The sequence below is a fragment of the Hymenobacter endophyticus genome (assembly GCF_032464715.1).
Classification (GTDB): Bacteria; Bacteroidota; Bacteroidia; order Cytophagales; family Hymenobacteraceae; genus Hymenobacter; species Hymenobacter endophyticus.
Window position 1 is genome coordinate 178,123 of the sequence record NZ_JAWDJT010000009.1, and the last position, 26,777, is coordinate 204,899.

The following is a 26,777-nucleotide window of genomic DNA, read 5'->3' on the forward strand; positions in this document are numbered from 1 at the left end:
CTTTTGCGTGGGCTGAGGCTGCGCGCCATAAGAGCAGTGAGAAGGCAGGGTTGCTTCGGCTCTGCCTGGCAATGACTATTTCACAACTTCACCATTTCACAACTTCACTACTTAAACCGGCAGCTGAGGATGGTTACGTCGTCGGCGAAGCGGGTACCGTTGGTGTTGAAGGCTTCGATTTCGCGCAGCAGCTGCCGGTGCACGGTAGCCAGGGGGGCGTAGCGGTGCTGGCGCAGTACCCGCAGTACGCCTTCTTCGCCAAACTCCTCGTGGTCGGCGTCAAATACTTCCGTCAGGCCATCGGTGTAGGAGAGCAGCAGAGCGCGCGGGGGCACGGTTACGCGGCCCACTTTCAGCATGGGCAGCTCGTCCATCACGCCCAGCATAATGGAGCCTTCCTTCAGCAGCTGCACCGGCCCGAAATCCGGAATCAGCAGCGGGTCGTTGTGGCCGGCATTCACATATTCCAGCTCGCGGGTGCGCCGGTCGTAGAGGCCGAAGAACACGGTGATGAACTTGTCGCCGCCGGCGTTGCGGAAAATCAGGTTGTTGAGCTCCTGGGCCACGGTAGCCAGATCCACTTTCTGGCGCAGCAGGGTGCGGAGCCCGGCCTGGAAGTTCGACATCAGCAACGAGGCCGCCACGCCCTTGCCCGATACGTCGGCCACGCAGAACAGAAACCGGTCGGCGTCCAGGTCTACCACGTCGTAGTAGTCGCCGCCCACGGCCGTGTGGGGCACGTAGCTGGCCTGCACGGCCACGCTGGCATCGTTGGGCAGCTTGCGCGGGAACAGCATGGTTTGCACTTCCTGGGCAATTTCAATTTCCTTGCGCATGGCCGCATCCGCCACCCGCTGCCGGGCCAGGCGGCGGTTCTGGATGGCCCCGAGCAGGATGTTGCTAAGGGTTTGCAGAAACTTGGTGGCTTCCTCGTCCACGTAATTCTCGTGCACGTTGCCGATGAACACGTAGGCCAGCATTTCCCCGTTCTGCACCACCGGAATGCTGGTTTGCAGCGGCTCCCATTCAGGCCCTAGGCCGGGAAAGTTTTGGAGTGAGCAGGGCTTACCCTGGCAGTTTTCCAGAATGGCGGCGGGCAGCGGCACCCGCCGGAAATCGGTGAGGCCGGCCCCAAAGGAAACGGTACACACCCACTGGTTTTCCTCCTTCACGTAGAGCACCAGCCGCCGGATATTGAGCTGGCCCAGCAACGTGAACTGGAAGATTTTATACAGCGCCGCCTCCGTCGGGTCCAGGTTAATGGCCTGAGTAATTTCCAGCAAGGCACCCAATTCCCGTTCTTTCAAAAACAGGCGCTTTTCGGGGGTAGTATTGGGCATAGCGGTGAAATGGTGAAGTAGTGGAATGGTGAGGTAGCGAAGTAATGAAGTGGTGATGTTGATATTCTGTGTATACCCGAATTGCTGTCAGAACGTCATATTCACTAACTCACTAATTCGCTAAATCACCATTAGCCCAGCGGCGTTTTGGGGTCGTAGGCGTCGCGCAGGCCGTTGCCCAGCAGGTTAAAGCTAAGCACCAGCAGGCTAATGGCCAATCCGGGCAGCAAAGTAAGCCATAGGCCGGCTTCGGTGCCCAGCAGTTGAAATCCTTCGTTTACCATGAGGCCCCAGGAGGGCGCGGGCGGCTGCACGCCCAGGCCCAGAAAGCTCAGGCCCGCTTCCAGCAGAATGGCCGCCGCAAAGTTACTGGTAGCCAGCACGATGAGCGGGCCCATCATGTTGGGCAGCAGGTGGCGCCAAATCAGGCGGCTTTGGGGCAGGCCCAGCACGCGGCCCGCTTCCACAAAGGTTTTTTCTCGCAGGCTCAGCATCTGCCCCCGCACCACCCGGGCCACATCTACCCACATGGTCAGGCCCACGGCCACGAAGGAAGTCCAGACGCCCTTGCTGTCGAGGGCCAGGGAAATGGCAATAACCAGCATAATGCCCGGAATGCTCCACACTACCGTCATCAGGCCCAGCAGCAGCGAATCGAGCCAGCCGCCCACGTAGCCGGCCACGGCCCCAACCAGCATACCCAGCAGCACCGAAATCAGCACGGCCACCAGCCCAATACCCAGGCTCACGCGGGTGCCCAGCAGCAGGCGGCTCAACTCGTCGCGGCCGGCTTTGTCGGTGCCCAGCCAGTAGGTGCGCCGGCTGATGTGGCTCTGCTCGATTTCCGCTTTTAACTCGGCCGCCGGGCCGGCGTGGCCCGCCACGGCCGCCAGGGAGTAGGCCTGGGGCTGATCGGCGAGGGCGGAGTGGTTGCGGTAGGGCTGGGTGTACAGCGAGTCGCCCCGGATCTGGTAGCTGGCAATGGGCACATCCCGATACTGCGCCGGCCGGCCCTGCCACCACGTACGCAGCGGGTTGCCAGCCACCTGAGCCGTATCGGCGGCGGGCAGGCGCAGAATGGTGGCCCGGAAGCCGGGCGCTTCCTTTTGCAGCTGCACCAGCCCGTTGTTGGCGTTGGGGGAGTTATCGGGCAGTACCCAATAGCCCAGCACGGCCACCAGCGTACAGAGTACAATAAAGCCCAAACCCAGCATGGCGGGCGTGTTGCGCAGCAGCCGCTGCCGCACATAATAGCCGGGGGGCCGAGCCGCCGGGGCAACGGTGGTAGCCAAGGACACTAGCGGGTGTTGTGTTGCAGCAGGCCCTCCTTGGAAGCCAGGAAAAAACTGTCGCGCACGATGGCCCCGAAGGAGCTTTCCTCGAAAGCCAATTCCGTGTCGGGGTCGGGCCAGTAGCTGCGGATGAGCCCCTGCTCCAGCAGGCTACGCAGGTGGCGCTCCAGGGCGGCGGGGGCCAAGCCGGTTTTCTGGCTCAGGTCAGTGAAGGAAGAGACGAAGTACAGCTCGTCGAGGATATCAAATTCAACGTCGGTCACGAAGGGCAGGGGTTTCAGGCAAAGGTAGCACTCCAGGCGGGTTAGCAAGTACGGCGAATTTGCTTGGCTCTACGGTTTGGGTGGTGTATAGGCCACGTCATCTGTCCCAATGGCAGGCCTATAGCCATTATCTTCAATATAGAAGATGATCTGTTCAATTTCCTTCTTTGATAAATGGAAGCTGGGCATTTGTTGCTGCTGGTACTGGTTGAATATTTTCACGGCGTACTCGTCGCCGCTGGCTACTAGTTTGCTGGAGTTTTTCACCCAGGCCGTAATCCACGGCATTGGCCGGCGCTTGGTAATACCAGCCAGCGCCGGTCCAACAACTACCTCATTCACAGCGTGGCACTGGGCGCAGTTACCCTTGAATAGCGCATCACCAGCAGCTATGTCGCCAGGTTCAGCTCCGGGCGGCAAAGCTGAAATCAGCTTGACGGGTTGTGGCAAGGGCCCCATGCCCGCACAACTCGAAACCTCCTCCCTCACGGGTTCAGGCGTCAGATGGTTGCCCAGCGTGAACAAGCACACTACAATGGATCCGGCCACCACCGCCAAGCTGGCGGGCATGATGATTTCCAGCAGATTTTTCATAGGGATACGGGCTACTGAATTACCTGTTGAAGTACGCCCGCAACGGCCGCAATAGCAAGCGAAAACCACCCCGATTGAATGGCTACAACGACGACGCAGCAACAGCAACGGGCAGGCCACCGGCCCGACATGCTTTCAGCTGCCGGGCTGGCCGTTCTAGGCTGTGCGGACAGTTGGTAAAAGGCACGAAATAGAACGTCATGCAGAGCATGTTGCGCCTAGAGCAAGGACGAAGCATCTCGCGTGCTGACGATGAGTTACCATTGCATCGTCAGCACGCGAGATGCTTCGGCTGCGCCTCTGCATGACGTTCTTTCCTAGTGACTGTTCACACGGTTTAGCGCAGCTGCCGGCCCTTCCACTCGTAGCTGCCGCGCAGGCCGGCCAGGCCAGTGAGCAGGGCATAGGGCGCATAGGCCAGTTGGAGCAAGGGCACCCACCACAGCCACCGCCGCCGACCCAGAAACCGCAGCACCGGCAGCAGCAGCAGCGCATCGGCCAGTAGCTTGGTGGCCCAGCTCAGCACCACTGCCCAGCCGGGCACCGTACCCGCCAGCCACAGCCCCGCCCCTACCGGAAACGTGAGGTTGGCCAGCAACACCAGCACGGCCAAGCGCTGGGGGGCGCGGGTCTGGTAGTGCCTCCACTTACTGGCCCAGCGCACCCGCTGCCGCAGCAGCTGCCGCACGGTAGGCTGAGCGGGCGTCTGTACCAAAGCCTGCGCATCGGCCAGAAACCGGATGCTGCCGGGAAAGGCCGCGTGGAGCTTGTGCAGCAGAAACTCATCGTCGCCGCTGGCTACCTGTTCATTCCCGGCAAACCCCTGCACGGTGTAAAAATCCTGGCGGCGGTAGGCTAGGTTGGCGCCATTGCACATGGTGGGCGCGTTGCGGCCGATGGAAGCCGCGCCCACCCCGACCAGTCCGGCCAGCTCCAGCCCCTGCAACGTGGCCAGCCAGCCCCGGCCCGTGAGCAGCACCGGCCCGCTGATAAAGCGCGCGGCCGGCTGGTCAGCCACGGCCCGGGCGTAGGCAGCTACCCAGCCGGCGGGCACGCGGCAGTCGGCATCGGTGAGCAGCAGCCAGGGGGCGCGGGCGGCGGCAATGGCGGCCTGCACGGCGGCTTTCTTGCCGGTGGGCGCGCCGGGCAACTCAGCCAGATGCAGCAGGCGCAACGGGAAAGCAACTTCGGGAGCCGTCTGCTCCACCAGCCGGGCCGTGGCATCGGTGGAATGGTCGTCCACCACGAGCACCTCGAAACCGCCCGCCACCGGCAGCTGCGCGGCCAGGTCCGCCAGCAGGCCCGGCAGGTTTTGGGCCTCGTTGCGGGCGGCTATGATAATGGTAAAGGCCGGCTCGCGCTGGAGTTCTGCCGTTAGTTCTTCCCGAAAGTCCTTCTCCGGGAAAAAGGAAGAATCAACCTCCGCTTTTCCAAAATCGGCACCCGAACCCTTGTCTGAAACCCGTTTTTCTTTTACTTCTCCTAGAAGAATTCCAGAGGAAGAAGCCGCCACCAGCCGCTGCCAGGCCCGCCGGAACAGCCCCATCCGGGCCAGGTATGCGCCGTTGGTCAGCAGCAGCGCCACCGGCCAGCCCCACCCGGTGCCGCTCACGATGCGGGGGCCGAACCCGGCTTTTGCCACCGGCCCAGCACCTTCAGCCGCAGCACGAACACCAGCCCGATGGCGCTGGGCACGGCAATATTGAGGACCCACAAACTCAGGCTGGCACTGAGCACCGGCAGCACGGGCTGGCCCAGCAGCCCGAACAGGTGCGTGGCCGACAGCTCCCGCACGCCCACATCGGCCAAAGCATTCAGGGAGGGCACCAACGACTTCAGCAGAAACGTACCCGCAATGGCGGCCAGGGCCGGCCCCACCGGCGCCTGCACCCCGTAGGCCCACAGCAGTACCCCAAATTGCAGACAGAACACCGCGTACCGCAGCCCCGAAATCAGCAGCACGGTGGTGAGCAGCCGGGCCGGATAGGTGGGCATGATGGCTACGAAGCGGCTGAAGCGCCGCAACGGCTTCACCGCCCGCACGGCCGCCACCAGCAGCTCAGAGTAGTACAAGGGCAGCAGCACCAGCGCATTCAGCAGCAGCACCAGCGCCACCAGCCCAAGCTGCGCGGCCGGGTAGCCCGCCACGTAAAACCGCAGCAGAAAATACAGTAGCCCTACCGTGCCGGCCGCCACCGTGGCCACCAGTTGGCAGTACCGCCCCAGAAACACCGCCCCCAGCGCATCCAGCCGCCGACTTTTCAGCTCCATGATACGGCCGGCGTAGTCGCCCACCCGGTTGGGGGTCACGAAGCCCAGGGTGAGGCCCACCAGCACCGCCCGCAGGCTGCGCCCGAAGGACACGGGCTCCAGGTGGCGGGCCAGATACCACCATTTCCAGGCTTCCAGGCCCCAGTTCAGGGGCATCAGCAGCAAAGCCAGCAGCACCGGCCCCCGGCCCTGCCCCTGCCAGGTGCGCGCCAGCAGCCCCCGCCAGGCGGCGGCCGTATCAGCATCGGCTACCACGGAGTGCCACAGCAGGCCCAGGGTAAGCAGGGTGATGCCGACTTTGCCGGCCACAATCCAGCCTTTATAACGGGCCGAAGCCGGTGCTTCAGTAGTTTGGGCGTAGCTTTGAGGTTTCAACTGGGGCAAAACGGCGGCGGGTTGCGTAACTTCGGCAAGTTAGCTTGTTGCGCGGTTGAAGCGGTACTGAAACTGCAGCCGCACGCTTCAGGACACAAGACTCCGTTCCGGCAGTTGAAGCGCGCGGCTCCGGGTTGCCACTCGACCTTTCCAGTAGTTCTCCTCCTATTGCTCCTGACTTGAAGCCTGCCGCTGACAGCCCGTAGCCCTCCTACCATGATTCTTCCCCTGGCCTCTTCCTCCGAGCTACTGCCCAAAGTAATTATGGGCGTTGATCCGGGCACCAACCTGATGGGCTACGCCGTAATTGAGGTGCAGGGCCAGCAGGTGCGCATGGTGGAGTATGATGTGATTGACATGCGCAAGCTGGGCACCAACCACGCCCTCAAGCTCAAGCGCATTTTTGAGCGTATGACGGAGCTGATTGACGAGCATCTGCCCGATGAGCTGGCCATTGAAGCGCCGTTTTTTGGGGTGAACGTGCAGAGTATGCTCAAGCTGGGCCGGGCCCAGGGCGTGGCCATTGCCGCCTGCCTGGCCCGCCAGATTCCGTACGTGGAGTACGCCCCCACTAAGGTAAAGCAGAGCGTAACCGGCTCCGGCAACGCCAGCAAGGAGCAGGTGGCCCACATGCTGCGCCAGACGCTCAAGCTCCCCCCCATCGAGGAGGCCCCCAAGTTTCTCGACGCCACCGATGCCCTGGCCGTAGCCATGTGCCACCACTACCAGAAGGGCAACAACGTGAAAGCCGGCGGCAAAAGCTGGGGCAAGTTCCTGGCCGATAACCCCGACAAGCTGGCCGCCCCCGTCGCCGGCAAAAAAGCCCCTGCCGCGCGGAAGAAGCCGGCGGCGTGAGGAGTATTAGTTAAGGATAGAGAATCTATTAAACAGCTGAAAAGCTGCTGAGATTACCTTTATTCGCAGGAATTGAGTATCTGCCGATTGCCGCTTAAACTCTATCTAAAACGCAGTGGATGCTTCAGTAACTGCTTAGGGCCACCGCTGGCTAGGATTTTGAAAATGAGAAACGCCCTAATCACTCTTGCTATTACGTTGCTAGCCTTCTGTCTTCATTCCTGTGGCCCGCAAAAAAGCGAAGTGCATGAGGCAGCTTATAGTGGCGACATTGATAAGGTAAAAGAGTATGTGGAATCGGGAGGCCCACTGGACACTCTCGACCTATGGGAACAGACCATTATTGGGAATGCCTTGGCAGGCGGGCAGGTAGAGGTAATAAAATACTTGCTATCCAGAGGCATAGATGAAAAAGGACGGGATGATGGCCGTGCCTTCATTCACCGAGCCGTTACCAGTAAGAAGGTGGAAGCCGTACGATTCTTGGTGGAGCGAGGCGCCGATGTAAATAGCAGAACACTCGGTGACCCCGTGCTGGGCGACAAGGGACAGACCCCCTTGCTACTGGCGGCACAAGAGCTTGACTACCCAATGGCCACGTACCTAATTAGCAAGGGTGCGCAGGTGAACATCCAGGATGAGTATAGCAATACACCGCTGATAACGGCCATTTTCCTCTCTCATGGTACAGACTCTAACCCGGCAAAAATCTTTCAGTTTGTGAGGCTACTGGTCGAGCATGGGGCTGATATAAATCAGGCAGACAAAAAAGGCTCAACCCCGCTAGCGCTAGCCGCGCTAACCGAACACCAAGAAGTCGTTGACTACTTGGTGCAGAGGGGAGCTGACATTAACAAGAGGGGAGAAAATGGCGAAACGGCCTTTTCGTATGCCGCTGCGGAAGCCAATAAATCCCTTTGTGAATACTTTATACGATTAGGGGCGCGCCCCAATGACCGTCTCGATGATGGCAGCACGGTTTTGATGCAGGCGCTTCGAAGCGATGATATTGCGTTTTTGCGCTGGCTCATTCCTACCTACAAGTACAACATCCAAGACAGGGACACCAGTGGTCAGACCCTGCTGATGTATGCGGTAAATGAAAGCCTGGCAACCACTCAGTTCGTGGTAAACGAATTGAAAATGGATATCAATGCCCGTGACGCTTCTGGCGTAACGCCCCTTATCATCGCTGCCAAGAACTTGGAGCTTGATAAAATCAAGTTTTTAGTAGAGAAGGGGAGCCGGGTGAATGCTCAAGACAAGGATGGCCTTACGCCCATCATGTATATAGCGCAGGCAGCGTATGTCAATGATTCAGGTCCCCCTAATGATGAGGCTTGTCATGATGCTATCAAGTACTTGATGGAGCATGGTGGACGCACCCATATAAAAGATAAATTAGGGCTGTCAGCCGTTGATTATGTAAAAGACAAGCCATTCCCTGGGCTTATTGCTCTTTTAAAATAGAGCAGAGTACATAATTAAAGTTACTTACGAAAGCTTGGAAGGATACTATTTATTTCATCAGCGGTAGATTCATCTATTTTGTAGATTTCCTGTACACAATCGACATTATCCATGCAGCGCCGCCCCGTTCGTTCTACTTCCCTGAAAGCCGTGGGCTACGAGGCCGCCACGCAGACGCTGGAAATTGAGTACCGTCACGGCAGTATCGTGCGGTACGCGGGCGTGCCGGCGGCCGTTCACGCGGCGCTGCTGCAACTGCCCAATAAGCTCCTGTTCGTGGAGCAGGTGCTGGAGCGCAACGGCTACGGGCGGGAACAGATACGCGGGTAGCGGCTACGCTCCTACTTCGGCCACGCGTACGCCGTCGACCAGCTGCGGAACTCCTCCACGGTGGCTGTGTGGTTAGCCAGCCAGGTGCGCACCTCGGGCGTGCGGGCCGCCCTCGATTCCTGCACGGAGTAGGCCAGGGCCGGCAGGTAGCCCTGCTTTTTCAGCTCCACGAAGTAGGGCACGAAGTACTGCCAGGTAAAGCCCTCCTGCTGCGCCGGGTGCAGCTCGTCCAGCACGCCAATCAACGCGTCCAGCTTGCGGATGAGCTGCTCGGTGGGCGTTTTGTCTTTGTTTTCCTCGCTGTAATCCATAGCCCCGCTCATACTCAGCAGCATGTCGGCGGCGCTGAAGTTATCAGGCCGGCCTTTTTTACCGGTGTTTTTCAGGGTTTCCGGGGAGATGTTAATGGTTACAGCCTTCGCGCCGGTTTTCTCCACGCCCTGCCCCAGCAGCGCATCGAAGCGGGCCAAAGCGGCCTCGGCCCGCTGGCCGGTGGGCTCCACCTGCAACAGGCGCAACCGGGCCAGCAGCGCCGGCACCCGGTTGCCCTCCTGCTGCAACAGCAGGCTCAGCGCATTCAGCGAGCTGGCGTGCCCCGGCCGGTACCGCACCGACTGCTGTATGCTGCCAATAGCCTCCGTGGGATGCCCCAGCGCCGTGGCCTGCGTCACGCCCAGATTGAAGTGCAGCGCCCCGTCGTTGGGGTAGCGTTTCAGGCCTTCCCGGTACGCTTTGGCGGCTTCCTTGGGCTTCTTCAGGCCATCGAGGGCGTTGCCGTAGGTGCTGTAAATAGATGGCCCGGGCTCGGCCTCCTGCTTCAGAATCTGCCGGCACAGCTCTACAGCTTCCTCGTTGCGGCCCAGGGCGTTGTAAGTCAGGGCCAGCTCGTAGCGGGCGGTAACGTTGGCGGGGTCCTGCTTCAGGGCCTCTTTGTAGCGCAGTACGGCCTCATCGGGCTTGCCCTGATCGTAAAGAGCCACGCCCTGCTGCACCAATTCCTGACTACCAGTAGTTTGGGCTCCCGCCGAATACACAGAAAAACTCAGCCCCAAAGCCAGCAACCAGCAAGCGTAGTGATTATACATATGAGAACTATGATACAGTAAAAATTACCGGATGGAACTTAGCGGTTACGTCAAAAGCTCAAGCCTCAAGCTCTATCTCGCCCCGCAGATACGTGACGGCATGGCCGCTCATCAGCACCCGGTCGGCGCGCAGCTCGCACCACAGGTCGCCGCTGCGGGCCGATACCTGGCGGGCGTGCAGGTGGGTTTTGCTCAGGCGCTCGGCCCAGTAAGGCACCAGCGTGGTGTGGGCCGAGCCGGTCACCGGGTCTTCGGGCACACCCACGCGGGGCCCGAAAAAGCGTGATACAAAATCAACTCCTTCGGAGCCGGGGGCGGTAGCAATTACGCCCCGGTACTCTACGCGGGCCAGCCGGGCCATATCAGGGCGCAGGGCGCGCACCTCGGCTTCGGTATTGAACACGCACACCAGATCGGGCCCAGCCAGCAGCTGCAACGGCGTGGCTCCCAATCCGTCCACCAGGCCGTTGGGGTGGTAGTGAATGAGCTGGGGCGGGCGGGCCGGAAAATCCAGCGTCAGCATGCCATTGGGGCTTTGAGCTACCCGCAAGGGGCCGCTTTTGGAATGGAACACGAGTTCTGGCTCCTGAAACTGCAGGTGGCGGTAGAGCACGTGGGCGGAGGCCAGGGTGGCGTGGCCGCACAGCTCTACTTCCACGGCCGGCGTAAACCACCGGATTTCGTATTCATTGCCGGTTTTTGGCACGAAGAAGGCTGTTTCGGCCAGGTTGTTTTCGGCGGCAATGGCCTGCATGGTTTCGGCCGGCAGCCACTCAGTAAGCGGACACACAGCGGCGGGGTTACCGGCAAACGGCCGGTCTGAAAACGCATCAACTTGGTAGATGGGCAGGAGCATGAGTAGCAGTAATCAGTAAATTAAAAAGACTGTAAGATATGGCGCAGTCGGTGACCTTTAGTCTGGCATAGTATCGAAGCAATTCTGCGCCAAACTACATATCCGCCCAGGAAATCAGTCAGTTTTCTTGCATAGCGCTTACATCAGCTGCCCGCCGATAACAACCTGCCGCACCGGATTTTCGCCCAGCCAGTAGGGTATTTCCTCCAGCGTAGGCACGTCCAGCACCAGGATGTCGGCGCGCTTGCCGGGCTCCAGGCTGCCGCAGTGCTGCTGCTGCCCGATGGCCCAGGCGGCATTCAGGGTGACGGCGGCCACGGCCTCGGCGGGCGTCAGGCCCATTTTTAAGCAAGCCATTTGCAGGGCCAGCCAGAGGTTTTTGCTGGGGCAGGAGCCGGGGTTGAAGTCGGTGCTGATAGCCACGGGCAAGTTTTCATCAATGAAGGCCCGGCCAGGCGCATACCGCTCCTGCCGCAGAAACAGTGGCACCAGCGGCAGCAGTACGGCCACCGTACGGCCTTGGCTCTGGCGGGCAATGCGCGCGGCGGCGGCCGGCGTCAGGTAGTCGGCGTGGTCGATGCTGGTGGCTCCCAACTGCGCCGCCATTTCGCAGCCACCCAGGTCGTGGAGCTGCTCGGCGTGGATTTTCAGTCCGAACCCCAGCGCCCGGGCCTGCTCCAGATACCAGCGCGAGTCATCCACCGAAAAGGCACCTTCCTCGCAGAAAATATCCACGAAGGGCACCTGCGCGGGCGAGAGGCGCGGCAGCACTTCTTCCACCAGCATCTGCAGATAGTCCAACGGCCGGCCCTTGAATTCCGGGCCGGGCACGTGGGCACCCAGAAACGTGGGCACCACCCGCACCGGCTGCCGGCGGCCGGCCTGCTGGGCTACTTGCACCAGACGCAGCTCCGTTTCGGTATTCAGGCCATAGCCACTTTTTGCTTCCAGCGTGGTTACGCCGTAGCGCCGGAAACCCTCCAGATGGTGCAGGGCAGTAGCAAGCAGCTCGGCTTCCGAAGCGGCGCGAGTGGCGCGCACGGTACTCAGAATACCGCCCCCGCTGGCCAGAATATCGAGGTAGGTTTCGCCCTGAAGCTTGCGCTGAAACTCCCCGGCCCGGTTGCCCCCGAACACGAGGTGGGTGTGGCATTCCACCAGGCCCGGCATCACCACCCGCCCGCCAGCGTCCAGCACCACTGTGGCTGGTGTAACCTCGGCTTCGTCCAGTTCCGGCATGGGGCCCAGGGCTACAATCTGCTCCTGCACGCAGGCTACATAGCCGTTGGGTATCACGCGCCAGTGCTGCTGAGCGGCCCCAGCCAGTGGCCGGTCCGCAGACGCGCCGGCCAGCGTCAGGAGTTGGCCGCAGTTGCGAATCAGGAGAGTGTAAGCCATGCGGTAACAGGTTGAGAGGAAGCAGGCAAAGATGCGCAGAACCTCGGCAACACCCCGCCGGAGTACCCAATTCACTTCGTCCTTACACTTAAATACGGCTATATAAACATGTAATTTTCAATTTAATAAAGTGTATCCATTTTTGAGAAGTTACAGTTTAACGCTCACAATCCGTATCTTACTGCTAGTAGTAAAGCAGGCTTCTTCAGATAGTTACGATTTACGTTTCCAGTAAACCGACTTCCCAAAATGAAAAACCTCATACTCGCTTCTTTGCTGCTCGCCAGCACCCCGGCCTGGGCTCAGCTTCCAACCAGCAGCTACGCCGTTTCGGCGGTTTGTCCGGCTTCGGCGCGTAATCCTTCCCAGCTATACCAAGTGCGGCAGGATGGCTCCATGCAGCCCATCGGCACCATCCGCAGCTCGGCCAACGGCAATAACCTGATCATAAATGCCCTGGGCTATAACCAGGCCGACCAGACGGCGCTGTACGGGATGCGGGTGGAGCAGCAGAGCTTGGACAACTTCACCACGTTTGTGCCTCAGCTCTACCGTATCAACCTCAGCACGGCCCTGGCCGACTCGGTTGGCCCGGTGACGCCTCCGGATACCCCTCCGACCGGCGAGTTGACCCCAACCGCCAGCGGCCAAACGTCGGTTGATGTGCGCCAGACGCTGAACTTTGTAGCCGACAGCGGCCCTGATGGTACCTACTACACTGGTGGGGCTACGTTTCGGGTTATTTTCTCTACTCTCTTCGGCTTCCCGTTGCCCGGTACGGCCCAGGTAACGGACGTGCGGCTGTACGTGGGCACCGTAAACCTCTCGGCCTTTGCGGCCCCCACCTGGCGCCGGCTCAATACCACTGACCCCGCTACGGCGGCCGTGGTGGAAAGCTTCCGCACTCAGACCCAGGCCTATATTCGCGCCAACGGTAGCGGCCCTACTCCGGAAGGCGGTATTCAGGACTGGGTATTTGACAAGGAAACCGGCACGCTGGTCAGCTACCTGGGCCTCTCCGACCAATACCTGACCATTAGCAGCCCGGGCTCAACCCCAGTGGCCCTTACTACCACCGTTGCCACTCCCCTACCCGCTACCACTGCCACCGACAAGAACATTGGGGCTATGTTTTCGGACCGCTTCAACAACGTGTATGCGGTACGGGCCGCTACCGGTGACATTTACCGCATCGACAACCAGACGGGCAACTACACCGGCCGCTCCTACGGGGCCGCGCTGGGCTGCACCCGCGGGGACGCGGTAAGCTTCCAGGATGCGCTGCCCCTGCCCGTGAAACTGGTGAGCTTTGCCGCAGAAGCCTCCGCTGCTGGCACCCGTCTGAGCTGGGCTACTGCCAGTGAGGAGCATGCCGCGTATTTTGAAGTAGAGCGTAGCACTACGGCTACCCGTTGGGAGCCGGTACTGCGGGTAAAGGCCGGCAACCAGCCCTACGGTCAGCAGTATTCGGCCCTTGACGCCCGCCCCCTGCCTGGCACCAGCTACTACCGCCTAGCCATCCACGACGCCTCCGGAGAAGTAGCGTACTCGGGAGTGCAAGTGGTGGGCGCTGCGGCTGAGTTGCAGGCTTACCCGAACCCTGCCACTGAGTTCGTGCGCGTACAACTGCCCCTTACGGCCTCCGCCACCACGCTGGAACTGTACGACGCCCGGGGCCGCCTGGTGCGCCAGCAACAGCTGGAAGCCGGCATTGCTACGACAGAGTTCCGCACCGCCGACCTGCCCGGGGGCGTGTACTTGCTGCGCGTGCGTCAGGCCAATTCTACCCGCACAATTCGGGTGGTGCTGGCTTCCGGCCCGAACCGGTAACCATATCAAATAGAAACCGAGTACGTAAGGGAAATTTTTGCCTTTGCTATGCTCGCCCCTGTTTCTGCCCCGCTCATCATTACGCTCACCCTGAATGCGGAGGCCCACGCCTACTACACGGGCCTCCGCCAGCAGCATTTCCCGCCGGAGCGCAACTACCTGCAGGCCCACGTAACGCTGTTTCACCATTTGCCCGGTGAGCAGGTGGCGGCAGTTCAGCAGCAGCTTCTCGGGGTGGCGGCCCGTACCGCCCCCCTGCTGTTGCAGGTTACGGGGGTGCGGTTTCTGGGGCGCGGCGTGGCCTACACACTCGAAAACACAGCCCTTCAGCAGTTGCACCGCCAGTTGCAAACTGCCTGGTCGGAGTGGCTGCTACCCCAGGACCGCCAACCTTTGCGCCCGCACATCACCGTGCAAAACAAAGTAGACCCAGCCCAGGCCCGCGCCCTGCACGAGCAGCTGGCAACTGACTTTGCACCGAGTACCGTAACGGGGCTGGGCTTCACGGTATGGGCCTACGAGGGTGGTCCGTGGCGGGAGCTGTTTCAAGTACCGTTTGCGGGCCCAGTGCCAGCCTAGTGTTTGCGGGCCGTGATGGTGTGTGTGAGGCTCTTAAACTGCGCCAACGCTGTTTCCGGCTCCTGCTGCGCTATACCCAACAGCGTAATGGCCGTGCTGCCTATTACCGTTACCTGCTGGTACACCAGCACCCGCTTACCGTTGAGCTGGGCAAACCCTTCCGTTTCGTAGGTTACTAGGTCGTTTACTTTGCCGGATGTTTGCTTGCGCGGCATGAAGCCCACTAGGCCTGGCTGCTGACTCAGGGCCTGCTGGCTGATGTCGGCGGCGGTTACGGACTGGTTGATGGGAAAGGAACCGACTGTGACAATGGGCTCGGTGCCGTAGGTAGGTTTGCGCTGCCCACCTAACGAGTAGATGAAGCGGCCCCGACTGGTTTCAGCCAGCGCAAACGGCGACTTTTTTTCATCGAGCTGGAAAGGAGCATTAGCCAGGGAGGGGGCGCTGGCTTCCGGCTTATGGTAGGTAGCGCTGAGCAAGCTGCGGCGCATGGCCGTGCTCAGGGCCGTATCGGCGGCGGGGTAGCGGGCGTCCAGCAGCACGGCAAACGTAGAGTCGCCGAACAACAGCTGCGCCGACTCCAGCGCCGGCGACAACTGCACCCGTACCAGCCGGGCTGGGTACGGCTGGCCCTGAATTTCCTGGTACTGCAACACATTGCCCCCTTTGGCGGCAAAACGCTCCTTGCTGAACCCAGCTACTTGCCGGTAGTAGTTTCCACCTTTCAGCTCAATTACTTGCAAAGCAGCCTCACCCCGCCGGAAACCAGTAAAGCCCGCTGCCGGCCCGAAGCCCGTGGGTGGTACCAGCCACACCTGCGTACCCGCCACTGGCCGGGCGGCTACCTGGGCATATACCGGCGCCTGGGCACTTGCTATCAATGCAATGGCTCCGGTCCAGTGAATAATACATCCTTTTATCATGGCACGCTACCACGCGCTGGCAACACAACTCCAGGCGTAGCAGGCGTGCAAGGTAACGACAGTTCTGGCAGGTATGGGTACCGGCCACGGCTTAAAACAAGTTAAAACAAGGTTTGCAGACGGGCATTTCCGGCATGACGCTGGAAATCGTGCAGCAGCATGCACAGCCCCGCATCCTGAACCGTGAGCAGAGTGGGTTGCACGTCGTCAATACCAATAACCGGGCTTTCAATATGATTGACCAGCCCCATCGACCAGTTACCAAACTGGCGTTGCGCTACCGGCCCATTGGCCAACACTTCTACCTCGGTGTGGCGACAGTCGAAGCGAATACGCCCAAAAATGGCGTCTATGCTGTCAGGAGGGCCTTCCAGCACCTGCAAAAACCGGCTACCATCGTAGAGCAACATACCCGTAACCCCGGCTTCGTCGTTATGAGTGCGGGACTGTATAAGCAGTCGGCTCAACTCAGCTCCAGACAAAGGCAGTACTGCTGTACTTTGATAGATGAGATGATGTAAACCAGCCATAGCAGGGTGCCTAAGAATCGGAAGTATAAATCAACCGATAAAAAATACGATGAAATCTACCCAAAGGTAACAATCCAGGATGCTATTTTGAATCCAATTATTCCCATTTTGCAACGCTCCTCCTTTCTCCGTAAGCTCCTTACTCATGACCGCGCTGTTACTCATTGATATTCAGAACGATTTCCTGCCAGGTGGCTCTTTAGCAGTAGCCGGGGGCAATGAGATTTTACCGCTGGTAAACCAGTTGCAGCCTCGCTACGAGCTGGTAGTAGCTACCCAAGACTGGCATCCGGCCCGGCACCAAAGCTTTGCCAGCCAGCACCCCGGCCAGGAAGTCTTCTCCCAGATTGAGCTGCATGGCCTGCCCCAAACCCTCTGGCCCGACCACTGCGTGCAGGGCACGACCGGCGCGGAATTCAGCGCCGAGCTGCATCAGAACCGCATTGAGGCCATCTTTCGCAAAGGTACTTCCCCCGAAATTGACTCCTACAGCGGCTTTTTCGATAACGGCCACCGCAAAAGCACTGGCTTAGCCGATTACCTGCGGGGCCGGGGCGTGCAGGAAGTGCACGTCTGCGGGCTGGCTGCTGACTACTGCGTATTCTTTTCGGCGCTGGATGCTTTGCAGGAAGGTTTCCGGGTGGTATTTCTGGAAGCGGCCACGCGGGCTATTTCGGCGGAGGGCTATCAGCAGGCCCGGCAGCAGCTGGAGCAGCGGGGTGCCAGGGTGCAGTAGCATCCCCCTACCGCTTCCTCAGCTTTCAGATGCCCTCAGACGGTTATCAGGCGCAAAGGCGTCTTGGGTTGCGCGCCAGAATGAGGCAGGGCCAACCTTTGCCGGCCGGAGGCGGTAAGTAGGCTGGTTGCTGTTTTCCTACCCCATGCCGTTCCAACTCCCCGATTTGCTGCCCACTCAGTTAGAGCTTTTTCTGCGGGCAGCAGGGGTAGTACTGGGTAGTGCGGCGGTAGGCTGGCTGCTGGCCCGGTTGTTTTTTAAGGCGCTGGGCCGCTACGCCCGCCGCGAGTCGACTTTTCTGGCTCAGGCAGTGGGGCGGCATATGTGCCAGCCAGCCAGCTGGTTTCTGCCGGTGCTGGTCATTTCGTTTACTCTGCCCCTTACGCTGCTACCCAGCCAAGCCCTGGAAGTAGCCCGCCGCCTCGTGGAAACGGCCTTACTCACCACCTTTGCCTGGTGCTTGGTGAAGGCCGTAGATGTGGTGCAGGCCTTGGTAGAACGCTATTACCAGATTACCTCCGAAGACAACCTGCGGGTGCGGAAGCTGTTTACGCAGCTGCAGTTTGTGAAGAAACTGACCGTGTCGCTGATCATCTTCGTGACTCTGGCCCTGGTACTCATGAGCTTTGCTACGGTGCGTAAAATCGGGACGGGCCTGCTCACCTCGGCGGGCATTGCCTCGGTAATTGTGGGCTTTGCTGCCCAGCGTTCCATCAGCAACCTGCTGGCCGGTTTCCAAATTGCCTTCACTCAGCCTATTCGGCTGGATGACGTGCTGGTAGTGGAAGGCGAATGGGGCCGGGTTGAGGAAATTACCTTCACCTATGTGGTGCTGCGCATCTGGGATGAGCGGCGGCTGGTGTTGCCACTTAACTACTTCATAGAAAAGCCTTTTCAGAATTGGACGCGCACAGCCTCCCAGCTTCTGGGCACCGTATTTCTCTACACTGATTATACCATTCCGGTAGCGGAAGTGAGGGCCGAGTTGCAGCGCCTGGTGGCGGCGCACCCTCTCTGGGATAAGCGCGTGTGCGTGCTGCAGGTGACAGACTCCAAGGAGCGCACCCTGGAGCTTCGCTGTCTGGTGAGTGCCAGCAACTCCAGCCAAGCCTTTGATTTGCGCTGCGACGTACGGGAGCAGATGGTGCATTTTATTCAGCAACACTACCCCGAAAGTCTGCCCAAAACCCGCACCCTCACCGCGCCCACCGATCAGCCCTTTACCTCGGCCATTGCCGCTGCCGAATAAAACCCGGCGCCGTGCGGAAACCCATGCGGGGGGCCGTATCTTCGTGGGTTAAGAACCGGCATATTCCGCCCAACAGGTGGGTTTTCACCCGGCTCGCTCTCTGCTGCATGATCCGCCTGGAATACTTTACCCCCGAAGACTTTTCCCAACTTATTGCCTGGATTGACTCGCCCCATCTGCTTATGAACTGGGCGGGCCCGATGTTCAACTTTCCCCTAACCCCCGACAAGCTGGACTGGTACCTGCAGGATACCAACCACCTGGGTGAGTCAGATGTATTCATATTCAGGGCCGTTGATACAACCACAGAGGCAGTAGTGGGGCATATATCGTTGGGCAGCCTCAGCCAGAAAAACAGTTCCGCGCGCATCAGTCGGGTGTTTATTGCCCCGGAACAGCGTGGCCGCGGCCTGGCCCGCCGCATGCTCACGGAAGCTCTGCGCTTTGGTTTCGAGCAGTTGCACCTGCACCGCATCGACTTGGGCGTGTACGACTTCAATGAGGCGGCCATCCGGGCCTATACCCGCGCGGGTATGCATACGGAAGGATGCTCCCGCGACATTCTGCGCTACGAAGGCGAGTACTGGAGCCTGGTTGAGATGAGCATGCTCGACCACGAGTGGCAAGCTCGGCAACTGGCCTCCTAGGCAGCTCTCAGGTAGTGTAAACTGCTCCTAAAACCGGCAAATTGACGCTGTGGCCAAGCTCAGCCGCAGATTTCTTTTGCCCCCGGAGGCCACCTTTTTCGCTTTCTGCCGTACTTCGTAAGTCCTATTCTGAACTACGCATGAGCACGACCGACAGCGCTGCTCCTCTCACCGCCGATGTGGTGCTGATTGGAGCTGGAATTATGAGTGCAACCCTGGGCCTGATGCTGAAGGAGTTGCAGCCCGACCTCACCATTGCCATTTTTGAGCGGCTGGATGTAGCCGCCGCCGAAAGCTCCGATGCCTGGAACAACGCCGGCACCGGCCACTCGGCCTTTTGTGAGCTAAACTACACCCCCGAAAAGCCCGACGGCAGCATCGACATCAGCAAGGCCATCAAAATTGCCGAGCAGTTTGAGCAGTCGAAGCAGTTTTGGGCCTATCTGGTGGAGAAGTACCAGGTAACGGGCGTCACCCGCTTCATCAACCACATTCCACACCTGAGCTTTGTGTGGGGCCCGAAGAACGTGGAATTTCTGCGTAAGCGCCACGCTGCCCTCACCCAATCCCCGTTGTTTCAGGGTATGGAGTTCAGCCAGGATCAGGCTGAGCTGGAGCGCTGGATGCCGCTGGTAATGGATGGGCGCGACCCACAGCAGCCCGTAGCTGCGACCCGCATGGACCTGGGCACCGATGTAAACTTTGGCTCCCTGACCCGGGGCATGTTTACCCTGCTCCAGGAAAAGCCCGGCGTATCGTTTTACTTTCACCATGATGTGGAAAGCATCAAGCGCAAGGAGGATAACAGCTGGCGCGTGAAAGCCCGTGACCTTACCACCGATGAGAAGGTAAAAATTCGGGCGCCGTTTGTGTTTATTGGGGCTGGTGGGGGCTCTTTGCCCCTGCTCATTAAGTCGGGTATACCGGAGGGGGCAGGTTTTGGCGGCTTCCCGGTAAGCGGGCAGTGGCTGAAGTGCATCAACCCCGAGGTAATTGCCCGCCACCACACTAAAGTGTACGGCAAAGCGGCCGTGGGTTCCCCACCCATGTCGGTACCCCACTTGGATACCCGCGTAATTAATGGCAAGCGGGAGCTGCTGTTTGGGCCTTACGCCGGTTTCAGCACCAAATTTCTGAAGCAGGGTTCCTACCTGGATTTACCCCTGTCGGTAAAGCTCAGCAATATGCGCCCCATGATCATTGCGGGCCTCAAAAACCTGCCGCTCACCAAATACCTTATCAACCAGGTCCGTCAGTCGCCGGAAGACCGGCTGGCTGCCCTGCGCGAGTACCTGCCCGAAGCCCGGGCCGAGGACTGGCAGCTGGAAACGGCCGGCCAGCGCGTGCAGGTTATCAAGAAAGACGCGAAGGAAGGCGGGGTGCTGGAGTTCGGCACCGAAGTGGTAGCTGCCGCCGATGGCTCCATTGCTGCCCTACTGGGCGCCTCGCCGGGGGCCTCCACGGCTGTCAGCATCATGGTTGGCTTGATTCAGCGCTGCTTTACGGAAAGCGCCCGCACCCCAGCCTGGCAGGCAAAAATGCGGGAAATGATTCCCTCATTCGGGCAGAACCTCAACGACAACCCGCAACTGGTAGCGCAGCTCCGCGCCCACACCAGCACTGTACTAGGCCTGAACGAGGTAGTAGCCGAGTAGTTTCAGCAGCCTTTAGCAGAGAAGCCCGTCAGACCTCAGTGTCCGGCGGGCTTTTCTGTTGAAGGCTGAAGCAAGCACCCGGGCGTTATCTACTAGGCCGGGCAAAACAAGGCATAATAGAAGAACGGCGCACTAGGTCCAGTATAAAAGCGGAGCCTGGGGGAAGCGTTGTGCCCATTCCTGCTGAAAGAACTTCTTCAGGGTGCGCATGTCATCGGGCTGGTACACGAATTTGGTACCCCCGAATTTGCTCCGCTTCACGGCCCGGGCAGTTTCGGAAAAGTCCAGGCTGGTGTTGGGGTACCATTGTAGCAGCACCTCTTTGGAGCCAGGTGTGAAACGGTGGGTGATGCACTCCAGCGTTAGGTCACAGGGAAAGTCCAGGGTGGCGGCCAGACGGTCGAGGAGGGTACGATACTGCTGCTGCCAGCCCGGCAAGGGCATAATAGGGGCCAGCACCACGCCTACCGGGTAGCCGCCCCCACCCTGCTCGGGCGGCAATGCCAGTTTGCGCAGGGCCTGCAACCGGGCCTCCACCGAGGCCGTACCGCCTTCCAGCCCCCGCACGGCGGCCTCCGCATTCAGGCTGATACGGGCCCGGGTGCGCCCGTTGTGCGGCAGCCCCATCAAGGAGTTCACTTGGTCAAACTTGCTCACGAAGCGCAGCGTAGCACCCTCCCGCTCCCCATAGTAGCGGATGCACTCTGCCAGGCTCCCGGTCAGGTGCTCTATGCCCAGCACATCGGTGTAGCAACTCACCTCGAAGCTGACTGGCCGGTCGGGCCGCTCATAGGCGGCCGTATTGCGCAGCAGTTGGGGCAAATTGGCAAACACCTTCACCACCGGTGGCCCGGCCAGGCTGCCCGCCAGGTAGCAGTACTGGCAGTGGGCGGGGCAACCCTCGGCCAGGTTCATCTGCCAGTCGGCGGAGGGTGGCGTGGGTTGCAGGCGCAAAGCGCTGGGCGGAGCGCACACCACAGCCAGGGTGCTTTTGGCCCGGCGGTAGGTGTCGCGCGCGTCTTCGCCGCGCACCCCGGTCAGGCGGTTGCTTTTGAGCAGCTCTACCTCCAGTCCGTGCGCCGTAACCCGCTGCAAAATCTGCTGCCCAAACTCCTGCTCAAACTCCTGCTCAAGCGCATCCGGAGTAAATACTACGCGCTTGGGCAGCCACACCTTGGCGGCGTGAGTGCGAGGCTGCGCGGTAGGCGCTAATACATCAAGCGAAGGAAAAAGCTGGCCTTGGGACATAGTAAATACTAACATTCCGCCCCGGCCGAAAGCTCCCGCACAACCTACTATTATGGCTTACAGGAGTGGTTTTCAGTAGATACTTTTCGGCCGCTTTCTGCCTGGTATGAGCACTGTTTTAGCTGACCAGCTAGCTGCCTGTTTTAGCTTGCAAGTTGAGTTTTCTTCCCTAGCTTAGGCAGAAATACTTCGGCCAGCATGCAGCGGGCACTGCCGCCCCCAATGGTTTCAATGGTCGGTATGGCGCAGGGCAGCAGCTCAGCGTAGTGACTGAGGCGGTGGCGCTGGCTGGGGGTCAGGGCATCATGGGCGCTCCGGGAAAGCACTACCAGCTCGGGGCCGGCGGCCGGGCGTACCGTGAGCAGATTGCCCGCAAACCGCCCCACTTGCTCCAGGCTGATAGTAATGATTTCGTGGCCGGTATCGGTGAGGGAGGCCACCACGGCAGCCCGCTCCGTCTCACTCCGGATGCTTTCCAGGCAGACAACCGCAAACCCGCTGCCCACGCACATCATCACATTGGTGTGGTAAATGTTCTGGCCCTGGGCATCATAGGCAGAAAACGCAATGGGCTGGTAGCCCAGCTCAGCGCATACCTGCTCAAACAGCCCCTCATCGGTGCGGGCCGAGAGGCAGGCGTAGGCCCGGCGGTACACATGGTCGAAGATGATACTACCCGTACCTTCCAGGAACCGCTCTTCCTGCTCGTGAGCTGATAAATCGGTTACCTCCGTTACTACAAACTGCCCCGATAAGGCGGCCAGAATATCGGGGCGGCGCTCCGGGCGGCGGTTGGGCGCGCACATGGGGTAAAGCAGCACCCGCCCATCGGGGTGGAAAGTGCCCCAGTTATTCGGGAAAACGGCATCGGGCGTATGCGGCTCCGGCGTATCCTCAAACACCAGCACGTGCAGGCCCCTTGCCCGCAGCCGGGCTACCATGGCGTCAAACTCTGCAAAGGCCCGGGCCTGAATCTTGTCCTCATCGGCGCCGGCTACAAAACCCTGGAAATGATTAGACTGGGCCGTTTCAACATTGAAGGTAAAGCGCGTGGGCCGCACCATGAACACGGTATCGGTGGACTGCATGAAGGTAGGGAGTGGGTGGGGCTGCAAATAAACAACATGGCCGCTGGTTTCCGGGCCGGCAGTGCGGGTGCCTGAGTTCTTGCTGGTTATGCACCAGAGCCGGGAAGAATCTTGCCGGGCTTTGTTCTGCAAAACTGGACAGTACACGCTACCTTTGCTGGCTTGCTACTGATTTGTACCCGGCTACGTCCGCTGACCTGACGCCTCCTATGCAAACTACCCCTCCCACGGTTGCTGAGTACTTCAACCTGTTTCGGGCGCTGCCCGATAAATACCTGCTACTCTCCCCCGAGGGTGTGGTGCTGGATTTGAATGATGCCCATGCCTCGTCCTCGCTGCCTGAGCGGCAGCGCGAGGAAGTGGTAGGCCTGGATTTCTTCACCGTGTGGCCGCCCAACTCCGATACGGAGGGTGAGGTAGTACGCCGCTCCCATGAGCATGTGCGCCAGTTCCACGCCCCCGACACCATGCCACTCATCCGCTACGACCTGCCCATACCCACGGAAAACGGGGGTGGGTACGAGCAGCGGTATTGGCAGGCTACCCACTTTCCGGTGCTGGACCCCACCGGCCAGCTGCGGTTTATTCTGCAGAAAACGGAGGATGTGACCGAGCAGCAGCTGGCCGCCCAGCGCCATGCCCAGGTACAGCAGCAGCTGGATGAGCAGCAGCAGCGCACCCGCTTTATTCTGGAGTCGTTACCCGTTATGGTCTGGACGGCTACCCCCGCCGGCGTATTCGATGGCTCTAACCAACGCCTGCAGCAGTTCACGGGCTGGGCGGCCGAGGAGTTGATGGGCCCGGCCTGGCTGGAGCTTATTCACCCGGAAGACCGGCCCGGCTTCGACCAGGTTTGGCAGCAAGCAGTAGCTACGGCTGCCGATTTTCAGGCGGAATACCGTCTGCGCCGCCACGACGGGCAGCACCGCTGGCAGTTGGTGCGCGGTACACCCCGCCTCACGGCTACTGGCGACGTCCTGATGTGGATTGGCAGCAACACCGATATTCAGGAGCAGAAGCAGATGGTGCAGGAACTGCTGGAAGCCAACGAACAGCAGGCCCTCCTCTCTGACCAGGCCTATGCGGCTTCCCGGGCGGCAGCCAGCCAGCGCGACATGCTGTACAGCCTGCTGGAAACGGCGCCGGCCATGTTTGCCATTTTGCGCGGCCCTGAGCACCGGTACGAGTACGTGAACCCAGGCTACAAGGCCTTGTTTGCGGGCCGCGAACTGCTGGGCCGTACGGTGGCCGAGCTGGTACCGGAGGCCTCGGAGCAGGGCTTTAGTGCCTTGCTCGACCAGGTATACCAAACGGGCACGCCCTTCGCCGCAGCTGAGGCATCTTTCTCCCTGATAGGGGCCGATGGTAAGCTGCAGCAGGTGTACCTAAATTTCTCCTACCAGCCCTTCCGCGAAGACGGGCGAATTGTGGGGCTGCTGGCATTTGCCTACGACGTAACCGACCTGGTAAAAACCCGCCAAACTCTGGAGCAGCTTGGCAGTCAGCCGCGCGGCTAGCCGAATATTTTCGCTTTTTACCCGGGAACCCCTCTCGCTTCTATGGAATTAACCAGCTTGGATTTTCAGCAGGCCCGCATCAAACAGGTGCTGTTCAAGTCGCGCCTGCGCTCCGTGCTGTATGGGGTGCGGGACGCGGACGAGGCCCTGTTTTCCGTGCGCGACAACCCGTTGGGGCAGTGGATTGAAACGGTCATCAAGCCCCAACACGGCAGTGCCCCCCTAGTTCGGGAGCTGGAGCGCATCCTGTCCGACACCTTGCAAACGGGCCGCCAACTGGTAGGCATGCACCAACGAGGCCAGCTGGAAGAGGCCCGCAAAGGCCTGGAGCAGATTGAAGCCCACGGCACCCGCATGGAGGAAGTGCTGAAGAAAATGGAGCAAAGCCTCCGCTGATTTCCTGGTCAGCCTTACCAAAACAAAGCCCCACCCACAAAGCGGGGCTTTACTTTGCGCGAAACCCTGGGTCAGGTTTCGGGCAAAGTAAACGGCAACTTTCCGGCAAGCCGGGCAGTAGTAGCTGGGTAAAAGCCACACTTCACGCAGCGTACTGATTTTACCCACCCGGTGCTTATTCCGTCATGACTGATCAAAACACCTCTTCCTCTGCTCCATCTACCATTGTATTAGCGGGGGCCACCGGAGCCCTGGGCCTGCTCATAGCCCACCACCTGCGCCGGCGCGGCGCGGCGGTGCGGGCTCTGGTTCGGCCGGAGTCCATCCACAAGGCCGAAGCCGAATCGTTGCGGCTGCAGGGCGTGGAGGTGGTGGCAGTGGATTTTGCCAGTGTGCCCGCTCTTACCCAGGTCTGCGCTGGAGCCAGTTGCGTGGTATCGGCGTTGTCGGGGCTGCGCGATATTATTGTGGATGCCCAAACCCGCCTGCTGGATGCGGCCGTGGCGGCGGGCGTACCCCGCTTTATCCCGTCGGATTTCTCGGCCGACTTTACCCGCCTGCCCGAAGGTGCTAACCGCAACTTTGATTTGCGCCGAGAGTTTCAGCGGCGGCTGGCTCAGGCCCCCATTCAGGCTACGTCCATCTTCAACGGCATGTTCATGGACTTGCTGACCGGGCAGGCGCCACTGGTGCAGCCGGGCATCCGGCGTGTTGTGTACTGGGGCGACGCTGAGCAGCCGCTGGACTTCACCACTATGGTAGACACGGCCAACTTTACTGCCGCGGCGGCCCTGGATTCCTCCTCTCCCCGCTACCTCCGGGTGGCCGGGCAGGTGGCCAGCATCCGGCAGCTGCAGGCCGAGGCCAGTGCGGCATTTGGCCAGCCGTTTCAACTGCTGCGCGTGGGCGGACTGGGCTTCCTGGCCGGCATGATTAAGATAACCCGCACCCTAGTACCCGCCGAAAAAGAGGTATTTCCACCCTGGCAGGGCATGCAGTACCTGCACAATATGCTCAGCGGGCAGGCCAAGCTCCTCCACCTCGACACTAGCCGCTACCCCGATATTCACTACACCCAGATTCGGGAGGTGCTGGCCAGGCAAGCCTAGCTTGTTGTTAGCAAGCTTTTTAGTTTCTTCAGGGCATGAAGAAATTTTTGCTCAGCACTGCCGCGAGCTTGGTAGTGGCTCAACTAGCCTTTTCGCAGGTAGCCTCACCGGCCAAGTCCACCAAGTTGGCAGCCCGCTCCGGCAATCCTATCTTTCCTGGCTGGTACGCTGACCCAGAGGCGGTTATTTTCGGCAAAACTTACTGGGTGTACCCCACCTACTCGGCCCCCTTCAACCAGCAGGTATTTCTGGACGCCTTTTCCTCGCCCGATCTGGTGCACTGGACCAAGCACCCGCGCATCGTGGATACAACCAGCATCAGGTGGGCGCGGCGGGCCATGTGGGCTCCGGCTGTGGTGCAGAAGGGCAAGCAGTACTTCCTATTTTTTGGGGCCAATGATGTGCACGAGGGCGAAGTAGGCGGGATTGGGGTGGCCGTAGCCGACCGGCCGGAGGGGCCGTTCCGGGACTATTTGGGCAAGCCCCTCGTCGGTAACATTCACAACGGCGCGCAACCCATCGACCAGTTTGTGTTCCTAGACAAAGATGGGCAGTACTACCTGGTGTACGGTGGCTGGTCGCACTGCAATATTGCGCGCCTCAAACCCGACTTTACTGGCTTCCTGCCCTTCCCCGACGGTACTATTTACAAGGAAATTACGCCGCAAAACTATGTAGAAGGCCCCATCATGTTCCGCCGCCAGGGCAGGTACTACTTTATGTGGAGTGAGGGCGGCTGGGCCGGCCCCGACTACTCGGTAGCCTACGCCGTGGCCGACTCGCCGCTGGGGCCGTGGCAGCGGGCAGGCAAAATTTTGCAGCAGGACCCGGCCGTGGCCACCGGGGCCGGCCACCACTCCGTGGTGCAGGTGCCGGGCACCGATGAGTGGTACATTGTGTACCACCGCCGCCCCCTGACCGAAACCGACCAGAACCACCGCGTTACCTGCATTGATCGGCTATACTTTGACGCGCAAGGCCGTATCCAGCCGGTTAGCATCACCCAGGAAGGCGTGCCTGCCCGAAAGCTGTAGCCGCTGGTTAGGCAACTCGTGCCGGTCATTCCCCCACTGCTAACCTCTTCATCACCACACCCGTAAGCTACAGTTCACTTATTGATGCTCCGGTTATGCGCTTGTTG

26 protein-coding genes are annotated in these 26,777 nt (G+C 60.2%); 13 read left to right on the top strand and 13 right to left on the bottom strand.

Going from position 1 to position 26,777, the window contains the following annotated elements:
• Window positions 1-107: 107 nt before the first annotated feature.
• The 6 genes from ROI90_RS14430 to ROI90_RS14455 all read right to left on the bottom strand — a co-directional run bounded on the left by ROI90_RS14430 (window position 108) and on the right by ROI90_RS14455 (window position 6,144).
• Complete coding sequence (locus tag ROI90_RS14430) at window positions 108-1,340, bottom strand: PP2C family protein-serine/threonine phosphatase (protein WP_315999058.1); 1,233 nt, start codon at window positions 1,338-1,340, stop codon at window positions 108-110.
• Window positions 1,341-1,471: 131 nt separating this feature from the next.
• Window positions 1,472-2,632 carry an ABC transporter permease gene (locus ROI90_RS14435; protein ID WP_315999059.1) on the bottom strand — a complete coding sequence of 387 codons (1,161 nt, stop codon included), beginning with the start codon at window positions 2,630-2,632 and terminating at the stop codon, window positions 1,472-1,474.
• Between the two features lie 5 nt (window positions 2,633-2,637).
• The gene (locus tag ROI90_RS14440; protein ID WP_315999060.1) at window positions 2,638-2,895 is read right to left on the bottom strand and encodes a helix-turn-helix domain-containing protein; all 258 of its coding nucleotides are present in this window, start codon (window positions 2,893-2,895) and stop codon (window positions 2,638-2,640) included.
• 69 nt (window positions 2,896-2,964) lie between these two features.
• Window positions 2,965-3,489 (bottom strand): c-type cytochrome, encoded by a 525-nt coding sequence (locus ROI90_RS14445; protein WP_315999061.1) that lies wholly within the window; start codon window positions 3,487-3,489, stop codon window positions 2,965-2,967.
• Between the two features lie 337 nt (window positions 3,490-3,826).
• A complete protein-coding gene (locus ROI90_RS14450) occupies window positions 3,827-5,131 on the bottom strand; it encodes a glycosyltransferase (RefSeq protein ID WP_315999062.1) in 1,305 nt (434 codons plus the stop codon).
• Window positions 5,098-6,144, bottom strand: a complete 1,047-nt coding sequence (locus tag ROI90_RS14455) for a lysylphosphatidylglycerol synthase transmembrane domain-containing protein (RefSeq protein WP_315999063.1) — start codon at window positions 6,142-6,144, stop codon at window positions 5,098-5,100. Before ROI90_RS14455 ends, ROI90_RS14450 begins: the two co-directional genes overlap by 34 nt.
• Window positions 6,145-6,351: 207 nt before the next feature.
• On the opposite strand from ROI90_RS14455, the gene ruvC reads away from it, so the two are divergent.
• The 3 genes from ruvC (at window position 6,352) to ROI90_RS14470 (ending at window position 8,790) form a co-directional block, all read left to right on the top strand.
• Window positions 6,352-6,990, top strand: coding sequence for a crossover junction endodeoxyribonuclease RuvC (gene ruvC / locus ROI90_RS14460; protein WP_315999064.1), 639 nt, complete (start codon window positions 6,352-6,354; stop codon window positions 6,988-6,990).
• 165 nt (window positions 6,991-7,155) lie between these two features.
• A complete protein-coding gene (locus ROI90_RS14465) occupies window positions 7,156-8,460 on the top strand; it encodes an ankyrin repeat domain-containing protein (protein ID WP_315999065.1) in 1,305 nt (434 codons plus the stop codon).
• Window positions 8,461-8,571: 111 nt separating this feature from the next.
• The gene (locus ROI90_RS14470; RefSeq protein WP_315999066.1) at window positions 8,572-8,790 is read left to right on the top strand and encodes a KTSC domain-containing protein; all 219 of its coding nucleotides are present in this window, start codon (window positions 8,572-8,574) and stop codon (window positions 8,788-8,790) included.
• 11 nt (window positions 8,791-8,801) lie between these two features.
• Here the strand turns inward: ROI90_RS14470 and ROI90_RS14475 are convergent, their stop codons facing one another.
• The 3 genes from ROI90_RS14475 to hutI all read right to left on the bottom strand — a co-directional run bounded on the left by ROI90_RS14475 (window position 8,802) and on the right by hutI (window position 12,129).
• Window positions 8,802-9,875, bottom strand: coding sequence for a tetratricopeptide repeat protein (locus ROI90_RS14475; protein ID WP_315999067.1), 1,074 nt, complete (start codon window positions 9,873-9,875; stop codon window positions 8,802-8,804).
• Window positions 9,876-9,933: 58 nt separating this feature from the next.
• Window positions 9,934-10,731 (bottom strand): PhzF family phenazine biosynthesis protein, encoded by a 798-nt coding sequence (locus ROI90_RS14480; protein ID WP_315999068.1) that lies wholly within the window; start codon window positions 10,729-10,731, stop codon window positions 9,934-9,936.
• Between the two features lie 138 nt (window positions 10,732-10,869).
• Window positions 10,870-12,129: an imidazolonepropionase gene (hutI, locus tag ROI90_RS14485; protein ID WP_315999069.1), complete on the bottom strand. Its 1,260-nt coding sequence runs from the start codon at window positions 12,127-12,129 to the stop codon at window positions 10,870-10,872.
• A gap of 249 nt (window positions 12,130-12,378) precedes the next feature.
• Between hutI and ROI90_RS14490 the strand changes: the two genes are divergently transcribed.
• Window positions 12,379-13,959, top strand: a complete 1,581-nt coding sequence (locus ROI90_RS14490; protein ID WP_315999070.1) for a T9SS type A sorting domain-containing protein — start codon at window positions 12,379-12,381, stop codon at window positions 13,957-13,959.
• 48 nt (window positions 13,960-14,007) lie between these two features.
• Window positions 14,008-14,538: a 2'-5' RNA ligase family protein gene (locus ROI90_RS14495; protein ID WP_315999071.1), complete on the top strand. Its 531-nt coding sequence runs from the start codon at window positions 14,008-14,010 to the stop codon at window positions 14,536-14,538.
• On the opposite strand, the gene ROI90_RS14500 is transcribed toward ROI90_RS14495, so the two are convergent.
• Complete coding sequence (locus tag ROI90_RS14500) at window positions 14,535-15,461, bottom strand: hypothetical protein (RefSeq protein WP_315999072.1); 927 nt, start codon at window positions 15,459-15,461, stop codon at window positions 14,535-14,537. The genes ROI90_RS14495 and ROI90_RS14500 overlap by 4 nt on opposite strands.
• Window positions 15,462-15,562: 101 nt before the next feature.
• Entirely contained in the window at window positions 15,563-15,991 is a 429-nt protein-coding gene (locus ROI90_RS14505; protein WP_315999073.1) for a BLUF domain-containing protein, read from the bottom strand.
• Window positions 15,992-16,136: 145 nt separating this feature from the next.
• Between ROI90_RS14505 and pncA the strand changes: the two genes are divergently transcribed.
• From pncA to ROI90_RS14525, 4 genes are all read left to right on the top strand, one after another.
• Complete coding sequence (gene pncA, locus ROI90_RS14510; protein ID WP_315999074.1) at window positions 16,137-16,727, top strand: bifunctional nicotinamidase/pyrazinamidase; 591 nt, start codon at window positions 16,137-16,139, stop codon at window positions 16,725-16,727.
• Between the two features lie 145 nt (window positions 16,728-16,872).
• Window positions 16,873-17,976 (top strand): mechanosensitive ion channel family protein, encoded by a 1,104-nt coding sequence (locus ROI90_RS14515; protein ID WP_315999075.1) that lies wholly within the window; start codon window positions 16,873-16,875, stop codon window positions 17,974-17,976.
• A gap of 107 nt (window positions 17,977-18,083) precedes the next feature.
• Window positions 18,084-18,623 (top strand): GNAT family N-acetyltransferase, encoded by a 540-nt coding sequence (locus ROI90_RS14520; RefSeq protein ID WP_315999076.1) that lies wholly within the window; start codon window positions 18,084-18,086, stop codon window positions 18,621-18,623.
• 140 nt (window positions 18,624-18,763) lie between these two features.
• Window positions 18,764-20,278, top strand: coding sequence for a malate:quinone oxidoreductase (locus ROI90_RS14525; RefSeq protein ID WP_315999077.1), 1,515 nt, complete (start codon window positions 18,764-18,766; stop codon window positions 20,276-20,278).
• Between the two features lie 132 nt (window positions 20,279-20,410).
• On the opposite strand, the gene ROI90_RS14530 is transcribed toward ROI90_RS14525, so the two are convergent.
• On the bottom strand, window positions 20,411-21,526 hold the full coding sequence (locus ROI90_RS14530) for an SPL family radical SAM protein (RefSeq protein ID WP_315999078.1): 1,116 nt from the start codon (window positions 21,524-21,526) through the stop codon (window positions 20,411-20,413).
• A 143-nt stretch (window positions 21,527-21,669) separates the two neighbouring features.
• Window positions 21,670-22,614: a citrulline utilization hydrolase CtlX gene (ctlX, locus tag ROI90_RS14535; RefSeq protein ID WP_315999079.1), complete on the bottom strand. Its 945-nt coding sequence runs from the start codon at window positions 22,612-22,614 to the stop codon at window positions 21,670-21,672.
• Window positions 22,615-22,823: 209 nt separating this feature from the next.
• Here ctlX and ROI90_RS14540 point away from each other — a divergent pair, with 209 nt between their 5' ends.
• From ROI90_RS14540 to ROI90_RS14555, 4 genes are all read left to right on the top strand, one after another.
• Window positions 22,824-24,131: a PAS domain-containing protein gene (locus tag ROI90_RS14540; RefSeq protein WP_315999080.1), complete on the top strand. Its 1,308-nt coding sequence runs from the start codon at window positions 22,824-22,826 to the stop codon at window positions 24,129-24,131.
• A 42-nt stretch (window positions 24,132-24,173) separates the two neighbouring features.
• The gene (locus ROI90_RS14545) at window positions 24,174-24,527 is read left to right on the top strand and encodes a hypothetical protein (RefSeq protein WP_315999081.1); all 354 of its coding nucleotides are present in this window, start codon (window positions 24,174-24,176) and stop codon (window positions 24,525-24,527) included.
• Window positions 24,528-24,712: 185 nt separating this feature from the next.
• Complete coding sequence (locus tag ROI90_RS14550; protein ID WP_315999082.1) at window positions 24,713-25,636, top strand: NmrA family NAD(P)-binding protein; 924 nt, start codon at window positions 24,713-24,715, stop codon at window positions 25,634-25,636.
• Window positions 25,637-25,671: 35 nt separating this feature from the next.
• On the top strand, window positions 25,672-26,670 hold the full coding sequence (locus ROI90_RS14555; protein ID WP_315999083.1) for a glycoside hydrolase family 43 protein: 999 nt from the start codon (window positions 25,672-25,674) through the stop codon (window positions 26,668-26,670).
• Window positions 26,671-26,777: the final 107 nt, after the last annotated feature.

Excerpts from the sequence above, each read along its gene's own strand:
- ROI90_RS14430 (WP_315999058.1), bottom strand. The coding sequence starts at position 1,340 with ATGCCCAATACTACCCCCGAAAAGCGCCTGTTTTTGAAAGAACGGGAA.
- ROI90_RS14445 (WP_315999061.1), bottom strand. The coding sequence starts at position 3,489 with ATGAAAAATCTGCTGGAAATCATCATGCCCGCCAGCTTGGCGGTGGTG.
- ruvC (WP_315999064.1), top strand. The coding sequence starts at position 6,352 with ATGATTCTTCCCCTGGCCTCTTCCTCCGAGCTACTGCCCAAAGTAATT.
- ROI90_RS14465 (WP_315999065.1), top strand. The coding sequence starts at position 7,156 with ATGAGAAACGCCCTAATCACTCTTGCTATTACGTTGCTAGCCTTCTGT.
- ROI90_RS14470 (WP_315999066.1), top strand. The coding sequence starts at position 8,572 with ATGCAGCGCCGCCCCGTTCGTTCTACTTCCCTGAAAGCCGTGGGCTAC.
- ROI90_RS14475 (WP_315999067.1), bottom strand. The coding sequence starts at position 9,875 with ATGTATAATCACTACGCTTGCTGGTTGCTGGCTTTGGGGCTGAGTTTT.
- ROI90_RS14480 (WP_315999068.1), bottom strand. The coding sequence starts at position 10,731 with ATGCTCCTGCCCATCTACCAAGTTGATGCGTTTTCAGACCGGCCGTTT.
- hutI (WP_315999069.1), bottom strand. The coding sequence starts at position 12,129 with ATGGCTTACACTCTCCTGATTCGCAACTGCGGCCAACTCCTGACGCTG.
- ROI90_RS14490 (WP_315999070.1), top strand. The coding sequence starts at position 12,379 with ATGAAAAACCTCATACTCGCTTCTTTGCTGCTCGCCAGCACCCCGGCC.
- ROI90_RS14495 (WP_315999071.1), top strand. The coding sequence starts at position 14,008 with ATGCTCGCCCCTGTTTCTGCCCCGCTCATCATTACGCTCACCCTGAAT.
- ROI90_RS14500 (WP_315999072.1), bottom strand. The coding sequence starts at position 15,461 with ATGATAAAAGGATGTATTATTCACTGGACCGGAGCCATTGCATTGATA.
- ROI90_RS14505 (WP_315999073.1), bottom strand. The coding sequence starts at position 15,991 with ATGGCTGGTTTACATCATCTCATCTATCAAAGTACAGCAGTACTGCCT.
- pncA (WP_315999074.1), top strand. The coding sequence starts at position 16,137 with ATGACCGCGCTGTTACTCATTGATATTCAGAACGATTTCCTGCCAGGT.
- ROI90_RS14515 (WP_315999075.1), top strand. The coding sequence starts at position 16,873 with ATGCCGTTCCAACTCCCCGATTTGCTGCCCACTCAGTTAGAGCTTTTT.
- ROI90_RS14520 (WP_315999076.1), top strand. The coding sequence starts at position 18,084 with ATGATCCGCCTGGAATACTTTACCCCCGAAGACTTTTCCCAACTTATT.
- ROI90_RS14525 (WP_315999077.1), top strand. The coding sequence starts at position 18,764 with ATGAGCACGACCGACAGCGCTGCTCCTCTCACCGCCGATGTGGTGCTG.
- ROI90_RS14530 (WP_315999078.1), bottom strand. The coding sequence starts at position 21,526 with ATGTCCCAAGGCCAGCTTTTTCCTTCGCTTGATGTATTAGCGCCTACC.
- ctlX (WP_315999079.1), bottom strand. The coding sequence starts at position 22,614 with ATGCAGTCCACCGATACCGTGTTCATGGTGCGGCCCACGCGCTTTACC.
- ROI90_RS14540 (WP_315999080.1), top strand. The coding sequence starts at position 22,824 with ATGCAAACTACCCCTCCCACGGTTGCTGAGTACTTCAACCTGTTTCGG.
- ROI90_RS14545 (WP_315999081.1), top strand. The coding sequence starts at position 24,174 with ATGGAATTAACCAGCTTGGATTTTCAGCAGGCCCGCATCAAACAGGTG.
- ROI90_RS14550 (WP_315999082.1), top strand. The coding sequence starts at position 24,713 with ATGACTGATCAAAACACCTCTTCCTCTGCTCCATCTACCATTGTATTA.
- ROI90_RS14555 (WP_315999083.1), top strand. The coding sequence starts at position 25,672 with ATGAAGAAATTTTTGCTCAGCACTGCCGCGAGCTTGGTAGTGGCTCAA.